This window comes from Paenibacillus sp. GM2FR (assembly GCF_002803325.1).
Taxonomy (GTDB): Bacteria; Bacillota; Bacilli; order Paenibacillales; family Paenibacillaceae; genus Paenibacillus_AQ; species Paenibacillus_AQ lautus.
On the sequence record NZ_MKZM01000014.1, the window covers coordinates 1 to 18,697 of the forward strand.

The 18,697-nt window shown below is 49.1% G+C and carries 17 protein-coding genes, 1 rRNA gene and 1 other RNA gene; 1 reads left to right on the top strand and 18 read right to left on the bottom strand.

All coding sequences use genetic code 11. From position 1 onward, the window contains the following. The 15 genes from PAEVO_RS32730 to rpoE all read right to left on the bottom strand — a co-directional run. Positions 1-108, bottom strand: a 16S ribosomal RNA gene (locus PAEVO_RS32730); the annotation flags it as partial. 331 nt (positions 109-439) lie between these two features. Beyond that, positions 440-709: a pro-sigmaK processing inhibitor BofA family protein gene (locus PAEVO_RS32735; RefSeq protein WP_100541579.1), complete on the bottom strand. Its 270-nt coding sequence runs from the start codon at positions 707-709 to the stop codon at positions 440-442. Positions 710-748: 39 nt separating this feature from the next. After that, complete coding sequence (locus tag PAEVO_RS32740) at positions 749-1,039, bottom strand: hypothetical protein (protein WP_100541580.1); 291 nt, start codon at positions 1,037-1,039, stop codon at positions 749-751. A 230-nt stretch (positions 1,040-1,269) separates the two neighbouring features. After that, the gene (gene recR / locus PAEVO_RS32745; RefSeq protein ID WP_071222338.1) at positions 1,270-1,869 is read right to left on the bottom strand and encodes a recombination mediator RecR; all 600 of its coding nucleotides are present in this window, start codon (positions 1,867-1,869) and stop codon (positions 1,270-1,272) included. Between the two features lie 25 nt (positions 1,870-1,894). Further along, entirely contained in the window at positions 1,895-2,206 is a 312-nt protein-coding gene (locus tag PAEVO_RS32750) for a YbaB/EbfC family nucleoid-associated protein (protein WP_009595540.1), read from the bottom strand. A gap of 41 nt (positions 2,207-2,247) precedes the next feature. Continuing rightward, positions 2,248-3,963: a DNA polymerase III subunit gamma/tau gene (gene dnaX / locus PAEVO_RS32755; RefSeq protein ID WP_100541581.1), complete on the bottom strand. Its 1,716-nt coding sequence runs from the start codon at positions 3,961-3,963 to the stop codon at positions 2,248-2,250. Positions 3,964-4,256: 293 nt separating this feature from the next. Beyond that, positions 4,257-4,523: signal recognition particle sRNA large type (gene ffs / locus PAEVO_RS32760), an RNA gene on the bottom strand. Positions 4,524-4,640: 117 nt separating this feature from the next. Then, complete coding sequence (rpmE, locus tag PAEVO_RS32765) at positions 4,641-4,838, bottom strand: 50S ribosomal protein L31 (RefSeq protein ID WP_006207505.1); 198 nt, start codon at positions 4,836-4,838, stop codon at positions 4,641-4,643. Between the two features lie 177 nt (positions 4,839-5,015). Beyond that, positions 5,016-6,293, bottom strand: a complete 1,278-nt coding sequence (locus PAEVO_RS32770; RefSeq protein WP_100541582.1) for a radical SAM family protein — start codon at positions 6,291-6,293, stop codon at positions 5,016-5,018. Between the two features lie 32 nt (positions 6,294-6,325). Further along, positions 6,326-7,654, bottom strand: coding sequence for a transcription termination factor Rho (gene rho / locus PAEVO_RS32775; protein ID WP_100541583.1), 1,329 nt, complete (start codon positions 7,652-7,654; stop codon positions 6,326-6,328). 154 nt (positions 7,655-7,808) lie between these two features. Beyond that, positions 7,809-9,068 (bottom strand): UDP-N-acetylglucosamine 1-carboxyvinyltransferase, encoded by a 1,260-nt coding sequence (locus PAEVO_RS32780; RefSeq protein WP_100541584.1) that lies wholly within the window; start codon positions 9,066-9,068, stop codon positions 7,809-7,811. Positions 9,069-9,384: 316 nt separating this feature from the next. Then, a complete protein-coding gene (fba, locus tag PAEVO_RS32785; RefSeq protein ID WP_076326392.1) occupies positions 9,385-10,239 on the bottom strand; it encodes a class II fructose-1,6-bisphosphate aldolase in 855 nt (284 codons plus the stop codon). Between the two features lie 174 nt (positions 10,240-10,413). Beyond that, a complete protein-coding gene (locus PAEVO_RS32790) occupies positions 10,414-10,806 on the bottom strand; it encodes a response regulator (RefSeq protein ID WP_076326391.1) in 393 nt (130 codons plus the stop codon). A 275-nt stretch (positions 10,807-11,081) separates the two neighbouring features. Beyond that, entirely contained in the window at positions 11,082-12,683 is a 1,602-nt protein-coding gene (locus tag PAEVO_RS32795; RefSeq protein ID WP_071221150.1) for a CTP synthase, read from the bottom strand. Positions 12,684-13,378: 695 nt separating this feature from the next. Beyond that, a complete protein-coding gene (gene rpoE / locus PAEVO_RS32800) occupies positions 13,379-13,945 on the bottom strand; it encodes a DNA-directed RNA polymerase subunit delta (RefSeq protein ID WP_100541585.1) in 567 nt (188 codons plus the stop codon). A 367-nt stretch (positions 13,946-14,312) separates the two neighbouring features. Between rpoE and PAEVO_RS32805 the strand changes: the two genes are divergently transcribed. After that, complete coding sequence (locus PAEVO_RS32805) at positions 14,313-15,461, top strand: S8 family peptidase (RefSeq protein ID WP_100541586.1); 1,149 nt, start codon at positions 14,313-14,315, stop codon at positions 15,459-15,461. Between the two features lie 103 nt (positions 15,462-15,564). On the opposite strand, the gene argS is transcribed toward PAEVO_RS32805, so the two are convergent. The 3 genes from argS to PAEVO_RS32820 all read right to left on the bottom strand — a co-directional run bounded on the left by argS (position 15,565) and on the right by PAEVO_RS32820 (position 18,694). Next, positions 15,565-17,244: an arginine--tRNA ligase gene (argS, locus tag PAEVO_RS32810; RefSeq protein ID WP_100541587.1), complete on the bottom strand. Its 1,680-nt coding sequence runs from the start codon at positions 17,242-17,244 to the stop codon at positions 15,565-15,567. Then, on the bottom strand, positions 17,241-17,666 hold the full coding sequence (locus PAEVO_RS32815) for a YwiB family protein (RefSeq protein WP_100541588.1): 426 nt from the start codon (positions 17,664-17,666) through the stop codon (positions 17,241-17,243). The genes argS and PAEVO_RS32815 overlap by 4 nt, the downstream gene beginning before the upstream one ends. A gap of 356 nt (positions 17,667-18,022) precedes the next feature. Next, positions 18,023-18,694 carry a GNAT family protein gene (locus tag PAEVO_RS32820; protein WP_100541589.1) on the bottom strand — a complete coding sequence of 224 codons (672 nt, stop codon included), beginning with the start codon at positions 18,692-18,694 and terminating at the stop codon, positions 18,023-18,025. Between the last annotated feature and the right edge of the window lie 3 nt (positions 18,695-18,697).

Genomic DNA, 18,697 nt, shown 5'->3' on the forward strand with positions numbered 1-18,697 from the left:
CCGCCGCTAACCTTCAGGAGTGCAAGCACTCCATCAAGTCCGCTCGACTTGCATGTATTAGGCACGCCGCCAGCGTTCGTCCTGAGCCAGGATCAAACTCTCCAATAAAGTTTGACTTGCTCATTTCTTAACTGACGAGAATTTGTTCAATTCTCTTTATGTTCCACCATCCAACAAACCAAGGCTTGTACATGATGATTTCACAATGGATTTCACTAGTGAAATCCTCACTCACTCGTTGTTCAGTTTTCAAAGATCAATCATTTTCGTTTGTCATCCGCATCTCAGCGGCGACTTTTATAATATATCATACTAGCTTGCTGTTGGTCAAGAGGTTTTTTTGATTATTTTTTCAACCATTTTTCCACCTGACCAGTGAATCTCTATCACCCAGAATCAAACGGGCGAACATTAATGTATCATAGAATATAAGCTTGCGTCAACTACCTAATATCGTTATTTTCAGACCAACTAGTAGAGCCACGCCCGGCAAGCCCAGAACCATAACGGTTCCTATGGTCATCGGATTCAGAGGAATATACGTTTCAGCTGCTAAGCCCGTGAAATTCACAACATAGATAGCTACAGCCGAGAGGGCCAAATGCGCACCGAATACGGTTAACCATCCCAGCCCGAGCTTCTTTCTAAACACAACATAGATAAGCAGCAAAAGCGATATGCATAACACGCCCAGAACAATCATTTTCATAGATACTCCTCCTTCATTAGGAATCCTCGCAGCTCTCGTTTAACCGTTCTCCCTTTTTTGCTCGATATATTGCATCCTTGCTCCATCCAGGTTGAGCTGCTTGGCCTGTTTGAGGTTCATTTGGTATTTGCGCTCCGCTGCCTCCAGCATGTAGATCGCATAATCGATCTGATCCTGTCCCGTCGCCTCTTGAAACAGCAAATGCGCTCGCTCCCACTCCATCTGGGATCTCTGAACGTCCAGGAAGACATGCCACATCCGTTCCTGATCCTCTGCTGTGATATACGTTTCCTCTTCTTTCTTCCTCGACTGCTTCCACCATATCTTCATTCCGTTCACTCCCTATGAATATGAATGTTAAGACACTGCCCTTAAATAAGACTGTCTGTAACATTCATATCGAGAGAGGGACAAACTTAGAACCAAAAGAGCTCTTCCAGCCTCTACTTTCTGCGCGATGTAGTAAATAAAGAAAAAACGAGCCCTCAGAATTGCTTCCGATGCTCGTTCTCGTATATATGCTTTCAATCTCAAACCGATGTTGCAGAAATCACAAAATATCAGTTCAGTTCTCGTCGGCCCTCTAGCGCCTTGGATAAAGTCACTTCATCTGCATACTCCAAGTCACCGCCAACAGGCAGTCCATGGGCAATTCGGGTCACCTTAATGTCAAAAGGACGGACCAGACGCGATATGTACATCGCCGTTGCCTCTCCTTCTATATTGGCATTCGTGGCCAGAATCAGCTCTTTCACTCTCTCGTCGCTAAGACGCGTCAGCAGCTCCTTCAGACGGATTTCATCCGGTCCGATCCCTTCCATTGGAGATATGGCTCCATGGAGGACATGATAGTAGCCATCGAATTCCTTCGTACGCTCCATCGCCACGAGATCCTTGGCATCCTGAACAACGCAGATGGTCGAAGCATCCCGGGTTTTGTCCTGACATACCCGGCATGGATCCGTATCGGTGATGTTGCAACAGACGGAGCAGTAGTGCAGATTCCTTTTGACACTGACTAGCGCTTTGGCAAAATCAATAACGTCATCTTCCTTCATGTTCAGAACATGAAAAGCCAGGCGGGCAGCCGTCTTCGGCCCCACACCCGGCAGTCGCGTAAAGGCATCGATGAGCTTCGCGATCGGTTCAGGATAGTACAAATGTAACTACTCCTTCTAGGTTAGATTAGAACAAGCCCGGAATTTTCATGCCGCCTGTGAATTTGCCCATATCAGCATTTGCGATTTCTTCAGCCTTGGCAAGTGCATCGTTAACCGCAGTCAATACCAAATCCTGCAGCATTTCCACATCATCCGGGTCAACCGCCTCAGGTTTGATGTTGATGGACAGAATTTGTTTATGACCATTCGCTTCCACGGTAACCACGCCACCGCCGGAAGTTCCTTCAACGGTTTTCGTAGCGAGCTCTTCCTGAGCCTTAAGCATTTGCTCCTGCATCTTTTTCACTTGCTTCATCATTTGGTTCATATTATTCATTGATTCATCTCTCCTTATAATAGGGTGCACGTAGGGACGTGCTAGTCTTTTATGACAACGAGGTCTTCTCCAAACAATTGGATCGCCTCATCAATCCATGGTTTTTCCCCACCGGCATCCGCTTCTTCATGCTCCAGCTTAAGCTCTTCTGCCTGAGGCTTGCCCACTCCTTCTACCGCGTCACTCCAGTCACGAAGCATCATGGTAACCAGATGATACGGTTTGCCAAGCGTAGACTCAAGAACCCCTTCAATCACCTGTTTATTGGCAGGTTTCTCCGTGGTTTCCCGGTGGATGTTGTTTTTAAAAGCGACAAGGACCTTGTCTTCCCATACGGACACGGGTTCTCCATCCATCAGCCATGCATGGACCGTTACCTTCTCCTCTTTTACATTCTGCAGAATTTGGGCCCACTGCCGATGAACAGAGATATAATCCTCCCCGGATCGGCAAGATACATACTGATCCATATGCTGCGGGATCTTGGCTGATGAAGCTGCTTTCGGTGCCGGTGTACGGGTAGACTTGGCCGGTTCGCGTTGACTCGATGCAGGAACACCGTTTTGTATCAGTCGCTCCAGCTTTTTCTCAAGTGAGGCTACATGCTGCTTCAGCTGAGCGAGTTCCCCCGCATCGGCCGTACTATGGGCAGCTGCGGCCCCGCCCGCAGATTGGGTTATACCGGAAAGCTTGAGCAATGCTACCTCAAACAAGGTTTGCGGCTGCGAGGCATATTTCATCTCACTCTGATACCGATTCAGCGTATCAATCATTTGAAATAATTCATCTCGACTGAAGGCATTCGCCATCTCCTGAAACTCTGCCGGATTCAAAACCCGATCGGTCAGCTTGTCGGCGCCAGGAACCATCTTGATCATTAGCAAATCGCGGAAATAATACAGGAGATTCTCCATGCATTTATCAGCACTTTTCCCCTCCTGCATGAACTGCTCCACGATCTGCAGCACAAGTCCGGCATCCCCTTGTTTCACGGCACTGGCCAGACGACCAAACTGCTCCGAGGCAATACCGCCCGTCATGTCCATTACCTGCTGGTAAGATACCGTGCCTCCAGTGAAGGAAGCAATCTGATCCAAAATGCTCAATGCATCCCGCATACCGCCATCCGATAGACGTGCGATATACTGCAGCGCTTCATGCTCTGCCGTAATGCCTTCTTCTCCGCAAATCTGCTCTAGACGCCCGGTTTGTTCGTCCAAGGAAACCCTTCGGAAGTCAAACCGTTGACAGCGTGAGATGATTGTTGCCGGAAGCCTGTGCGGCTCTGTTGTCGCTAGTATAAACATCACGTGTGCCGGCGGTTCCTCCAGCGTTTTCAATAAGGCATTGAACGCTTCCGTCGTCAGCATGTGTACTTCATCGATAATATAAACCTTACGCCGCACCTCGGTCGGTGCGTATTTGACTTTCTCCCGCAAATCACGGATTTCCTCGACACCGCGGTTGGATGCAGCATCAATCTCCTGAACATCCATGACGGCGCCGGACGTAATGCGCCGGCAGGCCTCGCATTCATTGCAGGGTTCCTCAGCCGGACCATGCTCGCAGTTCACGGCTTTGGCCAAAATTTTAGCGGCACTGGTCTTGCCCGTACCCCGTGGACCGCTGAACAGGTAGGCATGGGAAACCCGCTGCTCGCGAATGGCATTCTGCAGGGTCTGGATAATATGCTGCTGGCCCACCATGTCGCCAAACGACTGTGGTCGCCAAGCACGATATAACGCGATATGTTCCACTGTGCTTTACCCTCTTTCAACTTCCACTTCACGAGATCGAGAAAACCAAAAGTTTATACTATGCCCGATTCTCGCGTGCTTTACTGTGCATTCATGGTCAATCCCAGCCGAAAAGGCATGAGTTTAACGGTTATATTATACTACATTCTATACTACTTTCCCCTGCCTTAGCAAAACGTTTACTTGGAAAACTTTATCCAAAGTACACATGAAGGATTAGCTTGAATATATAGCCATCTCGACAAAAAACACCCTTGCCAATATGGCAAAGGTGTTATGTGCAGATATGTATACCGTGCACCTGTTATTGATAATTGCGATCCGAGCGGCAATCCTGAGCAACAACTCGGGCTAGGCACCCCTCCGGCACAAAAGCGATCTTGCTTATGGCTGCTTCCTTCCGGACCTGACCAGGTTCACAAGTGCTCATTGCGGAGGACCCAACCGTCAACGTTGAGCGCAGGGACCAGCCTCACATCGACAATACCTCTAACAGGAATTCAACCTCGCTACAGCGGATTGCGAGTTACAGGGCACCGCTACCTCCCCGTCTAGCACGGCGAACTTTAGTATATCGCATGGCTATCAAAAAAGCAACCGACGGAAGAAGTTGCATACTCCGCCAGCCTTATAAACAGACAAAAACCCTTCGACCACAAAGGGGAAGGGTTTGTTTATTAGATACCGTATTTCTTCTTGAATCTATCAACACGACCGCCAGCATCCAGGAATTTCTGTTTACCTGTGAAGAACGGATGACAGTTCGAGCAAATCTCTACACGAAGATCTGGTTTTACAGAACCTGTTTCAAACGTATTACCGCAAGCACAAGTAACTGTAGTAACGTGATATTTCGGTTGAATATCTTGTTTCATTGTAGCTTTCACCTCTTTCCGCCCTGAGCCTCATGCGGACCCAGAGTTATATGGACACATAAATGGAGTATATCACGAGCATATTGAATGCGCAATAGCCCATACACAAATCATCAGGCAAGACCACAATTGGAATTTCAACCTGTTTTTAACACATGCGATATCAGTACGGTTCTGTTAGATAATCGAAGGTCTCTTCTTCGGTCTTGCCTGTCCTGCAGGCGGCACATGCGTGTAGGAGCCAATCACCACATCCGGCAGCTCCTCCTGCATAATCTCAATAGCCTGCTTCATCCCCAGAATCTCGCCTTGCGCAGGCGGAATAAGCTCAAGATAGCTCTCAGGGTCAATATTGAGATTACGCAGCTGGATTAACTTAAGACCCGTGCGGCGGGCAAACTCAATCATGGCTTCCAGCTCTTCCTCGCGATCGGTCACGCCTGGGAAGATCAGATAATTGATGGATGTATACACCCCTTGATCGGTTGCATAACGAAGAGATTTCTCCACATTGGCCAGCGTATAGCCCCTTGGCTTGTAGTATGCGTTATAATGATCATCCAATGCACTGATGGTACTGACTCTCATCAGATCAAGACCCGCATCGACGATGCCGCGGATAAAATCGGTCAGTCCCGCATTGGTATTAATATTAATGTATCCCATATCGGTCTGTGCCCGGACTTCTCTCATGGCTTCTATAATGATCTTCGCCTGCGTGGAGGGTTCTCCCTCACAGCCTTGGCCAAAGCTGATGATCGACTCCGGTGTCTTCAGATGCTCCAGCATGACCTGCACCAGCTCATCCACTCTCGGACGGAAGTTCATGCGGGTCTGAGGCGAGACAAAGCCGCTGTCATCCGGCTGTTCCGAAATACAACCGAAGCATCCGGCATTGCAGGAGTAAGACACGGGAACGGCGCCCTCCCAGCGATTCAGGAAGGTGTTGGATGCCGTCAGGCATTCATATCCTAATGCACAGTTAGACAGATGTTCATAGAGCCGATTCTCCGGATACTTCTCCTTCAGCGTCTTGACTCCAAGCTCAAGATCGTTCAGATCGCAGTTCACAGGGTTCCACTTCTCAGGGTCATCGGATAAACGCGCCGTCGTATAGAAAGCGCCATCCTTCCATACGACCGCCGAGTAACCAAATAGCGGCAGCTTATATTCCTTGTCCGACTTCACGTACCCCGGCAAGCAGAGCCGGGTGTAGCCTTGCGGCAGAAGCGCTCCGACAGCGGTATACCCGTCTTCAAGCGGCATCATTTCACCGGTCTCCGGATCCATTCCGATCGCTCGGGTGCTTGGCAGTCCGACTAGTGTAGCTCCTTCCGGCAAAGGTATCAATTCATCATCCAATATCTCAACGATCATATCTCCGCTGCGGGCCAGCCCAAACAGTTCGGAATGATCGTATACGTTCCCTTGTTCATCTGCATAAACCAAATACATGTTGATCTCCTATTCTCCGGTTGATTCAGGGCTTAGCTCTGAGGGGCCGTCGCCGCAGATGCACGCGATGGACGTCTGGCTGTCTGGCCCTGAGCCCCGGTTCCGCTACCGTTATTGGCATTAACATCAAATGATGCCAAGAACTCCGCGTTATTCTTGCTGTCACGCATTTTTTTGAGGAAGCCTTCCACAAAGTCAGCAGAGTCGTTCATATTTTTACGGATCGCCCAAATGGTATCCAATTCATCCTTATTCAGCAGCACCTCTTCACGCCGGGTGCCGGAGCGGCGAATGTCGATCGCCGGAAAAATACGGCGTTCCGCGAAGCGGCGGTCCAGATGCAGCTCCATGTTGCCCGTACCTTTAAATTCCTCATAAATAATATCATCCATCCGCGACCCGGTTTCAACCAAGGCCGTAGCCAGAATCGTCAAGCTTCCGCCTTCCTCCACGTTGCGCGCCGATCCAAAGAAACGCTTCGGACGATGGAATGCCGCAGGATCAATACCGCCGCTCAGCGTTCTGCCGGACGGAGGGATGACCAGGTTATACGCGCGGGCAAGACGGGTGATGCTGTCCAGCAATATAACAACGTCCTTCTTATGCTCCACCAGCCGCAAGGCACGGGACAATACCAGTTCCGCCACTTTAATATGGTTCTCCGGAAGCTCGTCAAAAGTAGAAGCAACCACCTCGCCCTTAACGGAACGCTGCATATCCGTCACTTCTTCAGGCCGTTCATCGATGAGTAAAACAAACAGTTCAATCTCTGGATTGTTGGTTGAGATGCTGTTGGCGATTTCTTTTAAGAGGAGCGTTTTCCCTGCTTTTGGCGGCGCTACGATCAAACCGCGTTGTCCTAAACCTACAGGTGCAAGCAGATCCATAATTCGGGTTGACAACTGATTAGGGGATGTTTCAAGAACAAGCTTTTCTTGCGGATAAAGAGGAGTCAAGGCTGGGAAGTGCAATCGTTCCGCTGCGACGGCAGGATTCTCACCATTCACGGCGTTAACCTGCAGCAGCCCGAAGTAACGTTCGTTCTCTTTAGGTGTCCGGCATTTGCCCGAAACCAAATCTCCGGTCCTTAAATCAAATTTGCGAATCTGGGAGGCCGAAATGTAGATGTCCTCCGTGCTCGGCAAATAGTTGATCGGCCTAAGAAAACCGTAACCCTCCGGCAAAATCTCGAGCACACCCTCCATGAACATCAAGCCGCTCTGTTCAGCCTGCGCCCGGAGAATGGCAAATATCAATTCTTTTTTCTTCAACTGGCCATAATAAGGAATCTGATACTTTTTGGCCAGCTTATACAGATCCGTCAGCTTCATGCCTTCCAAATCGGCTATTTGTAAATCCATTCAATAACCACCTATTCAATTATTTGTTTCTGTCACAGCAGATCCCTGCTGTCATGTAGTCTATTATTCTATGAGAGCTTTACTAGGAGCATTACCCAAATCAGAGGGAGATATGCAGTTTTAACTGCACATTTCCCTCATTTTGGTAAAAAAATCACTCTTCCTCCGTCTCACGCCATACGTCTGCACCCAGCATACGCAGATTGGATACCAGATGGTCATAGCCGCGATCAATGAATTCTACGCCGCTTACCTCTGTTACCCCTTCGGGTACGGTTAGTCCCGCAATGACAAGAGCTGCGCCTGCGCGCAGGTCGGTCGCTTTGACTTTAGCTGCGTTCAGCGGACCGCCTTCTATAATGGCAGAGCGTCCCTCCACGCGGATTTCGGCCCCCATGCGAACGAGCTCCGGAACATGTTTAAATCGGTTGCTATATACAAAATCACTAAGGACACTGACGCCTTCCGCTTGCGTAAGCAGGCTGGTCATCGGTGATTGCAAATCCGTTGCAAATCCAGGATATATAAGCGCCTTCACATCCACATGCTGGTACCGGTCCTTACCGATCACGCGAATGCTTTCGTCCAGCTCCTCAATACCAACACCCATCTCGATCAGCTTGGCCGTAAGGGCTTCAAGATGTTTCGGGATGACGTTGTCAATCAGAACATCGCCGCGTGTAGCTGCGGCAGCAATCATATATGTACCGGCCTGAATCCGGTCTGGAATAATGGAATGTCGGCAGCCATGCATCTCGGTTACGCCTTCAATCCGGATCGTTTCCGTTCCGGCGCCCTTAATGACAGCTCCCATGGAATTCAAAAGTGTTGCAACATCTATAATTTCAGGCTCTTTCGCCGCATTTTCAATAATTGTGGAGCCTTTGGCCTTAGCAGCCGCCAGCATAATATTAATCGTTGCACCCACACTGCTCACATCCAGATAGATCTTCGCGCCTCGCAGCTCTTTGGCATGCAGATGAATCGAACCGTGTTCATTGGTGACGGTTGCGCCGAGCGCTTCAAAACCCTTGATGTGCTGGTCGATGGGACGAGGTTCAAAATTACAGCCGCCCGGCAGGCCGATCACGGCTTCTTTAAATCTTCCAAGCATGGCGCCCATCATATAGTAGGACGCGCGCAGTTTCTTGACGGGTCCGTTAGGCATCGGAATAGATTTGATATCAGAAGGGTCAATTCTCATCTGATTGCCTTCCCATGAAACTTGCCCGCCCAATTCTTCCAAGATCTCAGCATAAACAGCCACATCGCTGAGAAGCGGCAAATTATCAAGTACGACTTCCGATTCCGCCAGGATTGCGGCGGGAATTAACGCAATGGCACTGTTCTTGGCACCACTGATGGTTACAGTGCCTCGCAGTGGGCGTCCACCGCTGATCATCAATTTTTCCATAAGCTTTCGGGTCCCCCTACATCACTTCGCAGCCGGAAATGGTTCTGATGGCCGTCATACAAGAAAAACGTCTTAGCGACGTTCCTTAGGATGACAGACCGCATTTAGCGTTCTTTTTTTGTTCTCGATTATCCGGTTGTGAAGCTCACAACCCGCTTGTTCTTTGATATCTTAATAAATGAAATGGAAAAACACCGGCTATGCGGTGTGCTTTCCATTTCATTGTATGCAGCATAAGACAGCCTAAAATCTTAGGTGATTCCAATCGTCATGTTGTGGCCACTAGGACTACGAGCGATTTAATTACAAGTAATGATTACGCTTGATTGTTGGAACCGAACTCACGGATTTTGCCAACAACCGTTTCCTTAATCGCCTCACGGCCCGGTTTCAGGAATGTGCGCGGATCGTAAGCTTCTGGTTTAGCAGCAAGCACTTCACGAACAACTTTGGAGAACGAGATTTGGTTCTCGGTGTTCACGTTGATTTTGGACGTACCCAAAGAGATTGCTTTCTTGATGTCATGCGTGGGGATGCCTGTACCACCATGAAGCACCAACGGAAGTTTCACAGCATTGCGAATCTCTTCCATCTCTTTGAAACCAAGATTTGGTTCGCCTTTGTAAGGACCATGAACAGAACCAAGCGCAGGTGCCAATGTGTCGATGCCTGTTTCGTTCACGATGCGAACGCAATCGTCAAGCTTCGCGTACATTACGTCACCGATGACGTCATCTTCTTGTCCGCCGACCATGCCGACTTCAGCTTCAACGGAAACGCCTTTGGCATGAGCATACTCAACGACTTGTTTCGTTGTTGCAATATTCGTCTCAATCGGGCTGTGGGAATCATCGATCATAACCGAAGTGAATCCAGCGTCGATTGCCTCTTTACATTTCTCAACACTTGAACCGTGGTCAAGGTGAATGGCAACAGGAACTGTAACTTTCAGGTCCTCCATCAAACCTTTTACCATGTGTACGACGGTGCTGAATCCACCCATATAACGAGCTGCGCCTTCGGAAACTCCGAGAATTACCGGGGATTTCTCTTGCTCAGCCGCTTCAAGAATCGCATATGTCCACTCCAGGTTGTTGATGTTGTATTGACCAACAGCATATTTACCTTCGAGTGCTTTGTTCAGCATGTCTGTCATTGATACTAATGGCATGGTTTCATCCTCCTATAGATGCTTAGTTTGTCTATGGTTTTTAGCCGATATAACATACGGACTTATTATACCACATCGCGTCATAAATACTAAACAAGCATTTCCTAAAATGCTGCGAAGGACCTCACATTCTGGCAAAAAAAAGAATTCCGCCCTTTGAGCAGAATTCATCATTCAACCGATATTATTGGCGGTCCCTTTCAGCTGCATATTGACGGCTTGCCGCATCTCATCAATATCAAAGGGTTTGGTAAAATGCATCAACGCACCAAGATCGGTTGCTTCCTTGATCATGTCAAGCTCTCCATAGGCTGTCATCATGATCACCTTAATGTCCGGATTCATCTGTTTAATATGCTTCAAAATCTCAAGCCCGTCCATTCCAGGAATTTTCATATCCAGCAGCACCAAATCCGGGGCATGCATCTTCACAATTTCAAGCGCTACCTTGCCGTTCGCCGCTTGAAACGTCTCATATCCTTCACTGCTGAACACTTCCACAAGCAGGATGCGGATACCATTCTGGTCATCCACAATCAGCACTTTGTGTTTGCTTTCTTTGCTCATCCTTCCAACCTCCCCGATACTTAAATCGTACAATGAGTATATGCAAACTCGAAAGTTCCTAACTTTCCCATAAACCGACCATTATTTGTATTCGCCTGTAGATGTCGAATTCCTTCCTATCCTAAAAAAAGTAAGAAAAAAAGATGTACAAATTTGTTGTATACGAAATCGACAGCTCCGGACATCCGATTTGAACGTTTAGCTTACTCCCGTCCGTAGTGAGGACGACGGATTTATACGCAAAAAAAGAGCCTCTTCAAAAGAGGCTCTTCTCATTATGCCTGATGCTGGATCGAGGCTTTTACAAATTCACGGAACAGCGGCTGCGGACGGTTCGGACGGGAAGTGAATTCCGGATGGAATTGCACGGCGAGGAACCAAGGGTGTCCTGGCAGCTCTACAATTTCAACCAGACGTCCATCCGGAGAAGTACCGGATATACGCAGGCCTGCTTTTTCAATATCTTCGCGGTATTGGTTGTTAAACTCATACCGGTGGCGATGTCTTTCATATACCAGCTCGTCCTGGTAGCAGGACTCGGCAAGCGATCCTGGAACCAGCTTGCATGGATACAGACCCAGGCGCATGGTTCCGCCAAGATCCTCAATATCCTTTTGCTCCGGCAGCAGATCGATGACTGGATATTCGGTAGCCGGATCGATCTCCGAGCTGTTCGCGCCGTTCAGACCGACAATCGAACGGGCATATTCAATAACGGACACTTGCATCCCAAGGCAAATGCCGAAGAATGGAATGTTGCGTTCGCGAGCATAGCGGATCGCGCTGATCTTGCCTTCGATACCCCGATCACCAAATCCACCCGGTACAAGAATACCGCCAATGCCACTCAACGCCTCTTCCACATTGTCTGCCGTAATTTCTTCGGCATTCACCCAGCGGATCTTCACGTCGGCATTAGCATCAAAGCCTGCATGAGACAAGGATTCAACAACACTGAGGTAGGCATCGTGCAGTGCGACATACTTACCGACGATCGCAATCTCAACGGTCTTCTCCAGCTTGGATACACGCTCCACCAGATCTTCCCACTCGCTCATATCAGGCGCAGGTGTGGTCAATTTCAAATGATTGACAACAATTTCATCAAGGCCTTCTTCACGCAGATTCAGCGGTACCTCATACAGCGAGGAGGCATCGCGACATTCTACAACCGCATTCGGGTCGATGTCGCAGAAGAGCGCGATTTTTGCTTTCATCTCGGTTGAAAGCTCATGCTCCGTACGGCACACGATAACATTCGGCTGAATGCCAATACTGCGGAGTTCTTTTACACTGTGCTGGGTCGGCTTTGTTTTCACTTCACCGGCTGCCTTAATATATGGAATGAGGGTTACATGAATATACATCACGTTCTCACGGCCAACGTCGCTCTTAATCTGACGGATCGCCTCAAGGAAAGGAAGACTTTCGATATCGCCAACCGTACCGCCGATTTCGGTAATGACCACATCCGATCCCGCTTCACGGCCTGCACGGAACACGCGCTCCTTGATTTCGTTCGTAATATGAGGGATCACCTGCACGGTACCGCCTAAATATTCGCCCCGACGTTCCTTGCTGATAACAGAAGAGTATACTTTCCCTGTTGTCACATTGCTGTTCTTCGACAGGTTAATATCGATGAAGCGCTCATAGTGTCCCAGGTCCAGGTCGGTTTCCGCACCGTCATCCGTAACGAATACTTCGCCATGCTGGTAAGGACTCATGGTGCCCGGATCTATATTAATGTACGGATCGAATTTCTGAATCGTTACCTTGAGCCCTCTGTTCTTAAGCAATCTACCGAGCGAAGCGGCGGTAATTCCCTTACCAAGAGATGACACGACCCCGCCTGTTACAAAAATATACTTTGTCACTGTTAAAAACCCTCCTATATAATCTCCATAACTTCAGGCGACATATGATGTTTATCCTAACCCGTTTTCCCCTGATTCATCAGAGGGACCAACAAAAAGCATCGCTCGCTTCCAAAAATGGTGAGCGAGCTGACCTCCGACCTATTACAAACCGCATATATTGACGCTTAAATGATCCTCATACCGAGCTGCTAAACACGGCATACGTTATGAGGCATCCAAACGAGCGGTTCCCATACCTCATCTTAAACAACTGCAAACCTGAGTCTTAGTCGACATAAGGTTTAAACAGAAGATCTCCCCCACCGGCGGAATAATCACTGCAAGAGACCATGAAAGTCCAGTCCCTACAGGAAGGATGCCTCCACAGCCCAAAGAAAAAATGTCTATCGACAAACTTCCAGAAGCAGACCACTTGTGATAAGGTAGTTTCTCTTGCATTATTAGGTCCAGAAGCTAGCGTCGTTTACACTTTCTGAGCCTTAAAAACAAAAAAAGTGACCCCGAATAAATAACGGGGCACTTTTATATTAAACATATTTAATCCACAATCATAAGCCCAAGCAATAGTTTACTCTGTGCCTTGTCTGCTTGTCAAGAGAAGAAGCAACCTCAAAATTCCCCAATGGCCTGACACTGTAAAACACAGTCATAATCAGCGTAGACAAGTCCTAAAGCCCCTGCTGCCTGACGGATTAATCCTTATCGTCTTCCTCAAATGCTTCATCTTCCAGATCGTCTTCCTCTTCGGATTCCGAATCCTCGTCATCCAATTCGTCATCATCCAGAACAACCTCTTCATCTACATCATCGTCGGCATCATCATCATCCGGGAAGAGATCGTCGTGATCATCATCTTCCTCATCGATGCTGTCGAAATCCTCCTCGGCATCGTCACCGCTATAAGTATCCTCTTCATCGGTGAAATCATCGTCATCATCATCTTCATCGTTGATGATCCGCGGACGCTTGGCGTTCGCAATCGGATCCTCGGACTTCTCCAGCGGATACCAGCGCTTCAGTCCCCACAGATTCGTTCCTACACATGCGAAACGTCCGTCTATATTGATCTCGGTATATAACTGGGCAATCGTTTCGTTAATTTCCTGTTCCGTAAAGCCGCGAAGCTTGGCCACCTCATTCATAAGGTCACGGTAATAATACGGCGTATTCGCCGCTTTCAGAACCATAAAAGCCAGGTCAACCATGGGGATTTCCTGAATCTTCTCCGGATCGATCTTTAAATTGAGCGGATTACTCACTAACGCACACTTCCTCTCACACAATCTTCACGTTATACCCTCAACATATCCATTATCAAAACTAAGTAAAACCTATTTGGAAATAAAAATCAAGTTTTTATGCACCATTACCCATCAGATACCAAAAGGAAAAAGACGGAGAGGATTCCTCTCCGTCTTCTGACTGTATCCGCCCCAAGGATCGACTCCTTACGGGATTAGATAAGAGAACCTTGATGTTCTCTCCATGTATCTTATGTTAGCCCTGCTGCTTTGACACGGTAAACAGGGCCTATTTCCCGGAAAAAGGGCAACATCCCATTCGGGCACTCTCCCCGGTTCATACAATACTGAAGCAACGGTTCATCGGGAAGGGAGATTGCCACACATGGATTACACCCGGATCATGCAATCACTACTTACAGAGACGAACCCTATGCGGAACGTCCGGGAAATGAACCGGCGGCTCCTTACGTTTCATGACCCTCAGCTGTACCAGGAATGTATCCGCGAATGGAATCGACTTGTCGGGAAAAGGCGATTTCCGAGTTCGGTCAGCTATTCGCCGCTTACCCGCACCATCATCGCTCCAGCTCCCCAAACCGCGAAGTTTGAGTCGGAGTTTCGGAATGAACTGATGGTTGAAGAGGATGAACAGGTTCATATCCATGCCATACAGGGGACAATTGGAACGTTAACCGGGATCCCATGGGGTATCAAGCAAATCAAAGCCCCTCAAGCCTGGTCGGTCTCGACAGGACACCGCATGAAGATTGCCGTTATCGACACGGGGGTGGATTTCGCTCACCCCGATCTGAAGTATTCGCTGACTCGAGGTGTTAACCTTGTCCACCGGAACATCCCGCCATATGATGACAACGGACACGGAACACATATTTCGGGTACCATCGCTGCTGCCAACAGCACGCAGGGAATGATTGGCGTTGCTCCAAGATCTGTGGTGTATCCAGTCAAAGCCTTTGATCACAACGGATCCGCCTTTGTGTCGGATATCATTCTAGCCATCGACTGGTGCGTGCGGTCCGAGATCGATATCATCAATATGAGTTTCGGTATGCAAACCCGAAGTCGCACGCTGCTGGATATAGTAGGCAAGGCCCACCAAGCAGGTGTCATTATTGTTGCCTCCTCCGGTAACGACGGCAAACGCCGTACCGCGGACTATCCTGCCCGTTATCCTCAAACCATATCCGTCGGAGCTACCGACCGCAACCGGAAAATCCCTGCCTTTAGCAATCGCGGGCAATTTGTCGATATTTATGCACCTGGAGATAAAATCGTGTCCGCGTGGCTGCAAGGAAAATACCACGAGATGAGCGGCACCTCCATGGCGACTTCACACGTTAGCGGAGCGATCGCCCTACTGCTTGCACAAAAGCCCGACCTAAAAAAAACGGCTACCATTAAGGCCCTGCTGCGACGCACCTCCTCTCCCCTTAAGCTCAAAAAAGGATACAGCGTCTCCGATGGAGAGGTAAATGCCTTGAAATTTTTGCGCGAGGGCATGAAATTATAAACTGATTCTTCATCAATAATAAAAGAAAGTCCGTTTATCAATTAAAAACAGCCGCCTTTCCACGGAAAGACGGCTGTTGTCACATAGTAAAAGGCAAAATCCCTTACATCCGTTCCGGAGCCGATACGCCCATCAGGCGAAGCACGTTAGCGATGACCGTGCGAACTGCTCGAAGCAAAGCAAGGCGAGCCTGCGTTTGATCCGCATCCTCGGTGATCACGCGTTCGGCTCGATAGTAGCTGTGGAACAAGGAAGCCAGCTCATATACATACCGGATGAGTCGGTGCGGAGCATAGTTCTCTGCGGCAAGCGACACTTCCTGCGGAAGCTCTCCTATTTTGCGCAAAATGTCGTATTCATGCTCGGTTGTAAGAACGCTCAGGTTCACTTCGGAAAGCGGCAGGAGGTTAACACCCTGCTCCTCAGCTTGGCGGAATACGCTGCATATACGTGCGTGAGCATACTGCACATAGAAGACAGGATTCTCATTGGACGTAGACACCGCCAGATCCATATCGAAATCCAGATGCGAATCCATACTGCGCATGGTGAAGAAATAGCGAATCGCGTCCACGCCGACTTCATCCATCAGATCTTCCATCGTGACCGCTTTACCGGTACGCTTGGACATCTTCACTTTCTCGCCATCCTGGAATAAGCTGACCATCTGGGCGATCAATACAATCAGTTTGTCCGGATCATTGCCGAGCGCCTCCATGGCAGCCCTCATCCGCGGAATATAGCCATGGTGATCGGCTCCCCAAATATTAAGGATCTTGTCATAGCCGCGCTCGTATTTATTACGGTGGTACGCAATATCCGGCGTCAGGTAAGTATAGGTTCCGTCATTCTTCACGAGGACGCGGTCTTTGTCATCCCCATAGTCGGTTGTGCGAAGCCAGGTTGCCCCATCCTTCTCATAAGCTTCGCCCTTCGATTTCAGCTCTTCCAGGGATTTCTCCACGAGTCCGTTCTCATACAGGGATGTCTCACTAAACCATTCGTCAAAATGAACGCGGAATCGATTCAAATCGCGTTTGATTTTATCCAGCTCCTTCTCAAGTCCGAACTGACGAAGGAATGCCGTTCTCTCGCCTGGATCCATGGATAGCAAAGAGTCGCCCTTCTCGGCTACAAGCTCTTTGGCAAACCCTTTGATATCTTCGCCATGGTATCCATCTTCCGGCATTTCGGCATCCTGTCCGAGCTCCTGCAAGTAACGGGCCTCGAGGGATTTAATCAGGTTGACCACTTGGTTGCCCGCATCATTGATGTAGTATTCGCGCGTAACTTCGTAGCCTGCAAAATCAAGCACATTGCAGAGGGCATCGCCTACCGCCGCTCCGCGGGCATGTCCCAGATGCAGACTTCCGGTGGGGTTAGCGCTGACAAACTCCATCTGAACCTTTTGCCCCTTACCCGCAGCAATCCGCCCGTAGTTGTCGCCCTGTTCTTCTACCAATGCAACGATCGGATAGAGATACCCCTTGTCCAAGGTAAAGTTAATGAATCCAGGCCCGGCTATTTCCGCCTTTTCAATGGAAGCTTTCGCCATGTCCAAATGCTCCAAGATAGCCTCCGCAATTTGCCGCGGGTTCTTCTTGGCGATTCGTGTCAACTGCATCGCTACGTTCGTAGCCAAGTCGCCATGCGACTTATCCTTGGGAACTTCCAGCGTAATGCCCGGCAGTTCCTCACGGGAAACCAGCCCTGCAGCTACGGCAGCGTCCGCCACCGCTTCAGCAACCAGCCCGTTAATGTGATCTAATGGATTCATTGTCATGATTCATGTGCCTCCTGAATAGTCAAACTGATCGAAAAGTGTCCCGAAAACTCGTCAAACACATATAAATCATACGCCCAAGCCGCTCGTCCGGACACGCCTTCAAGCGCTAGCTCCAGACGCTGGGTGTGCGTAGACAGATTAAATGAAGTGAACGGGGAGCGGTAATACCCCGGCAATCGCTGACCCAGCTTAAATGCCTGCTCGGACTCCACCTCGCCGTGACGGATCAGCTTCAGCTCGTCCTCCGTCAGCTTGAGCATCGCCTTGGTTTCCCCTTGATGCGGTCCAAGCGCTGGTTCTGTATAGCGAACATACAGGACCTTCCCTTTGATAAACGCCTCTGCCGGAAGCTCCTGTATCGTATTCTCCCCTTCGTGAAGGCTTTGAAGACGGATGCTCACTTGTTTTCGGTCGTTCATGTACGTTCCTCTTTTCCTTACCTATTGTATTACTATATCCAGTATAGCCTTGCAATTCAAATGAGGATTTTAGCAAATGTGAAGAAAAAGTTGATCCACGTGCTTACACGGAAGCCCGACCGCATCCTCAATCTCCGTATTTCTCGGCGCATTGCTTGTGCCACTCACTATAACCTACACCTGTGATTTCCTTGCCAAAATAGGCTGCCGGATCATGGCTCTGCACGCTCCATGTCTGAATATAAGGGGGTTACCGTCATTCTACGAATAGAATACCAAATTAGCACATGCTATAGGCATAACCAGAAAAAAATATGCCTGATCCATAACGAATCAGGCATGATCCACACTATAGATTACAACGGCAGCAGAGATACCTTCTCCCGCGCTTCCAGCTTGGCGACCATGTCGTTCCAGGCCTGCGGCTTCTCAGGCAGTACCGAATAGTATCGTTTCAGGAAGCTCACGATCAGCTCTGCAGGCAATTCATTGACAGCATCATCGCCCGGCATGAAGCAGAAGTTGAGCCCGCTCACGGCTTCGCCATCATTATTCCAGGATGGATGCACGTAGGCGATATCCGTGCGTTTGTAGCCAAGATGCGACAGCACCTCGCGGCGAACGAACGGATCCATCGGCTTTACCCCGCCGAACGCATAGTCCTGTACCCGATATGGATCGTAGATCTCGGCGAACATGCCGAACAGCTCCTTGCCGTTCGCTGCCGCCAGTTGATTCAGATCCTTCAAGCGATGCTGTGCCAGAAATCGGCCGATGCCAAGCCCTTCGCGGCCAATAATGGTGAAATCGGTCATCGCGACGTTCCACTCCTCGTAATAGCGGTATTCCGTCGTACCCACCACTTCATCCTCATGCAGGGCAACAAACACCCGAATACCCGGATCCTCCAATGGTTCTTTCCATAGACTGAATTCCAGCACCTCTTCCGGAGGGAACACTTCCTTCATCAGATTGTGCATTTTGCGGAACAAGGGATCGTCGATGCTGGTAATACGGATATATTCCATTAA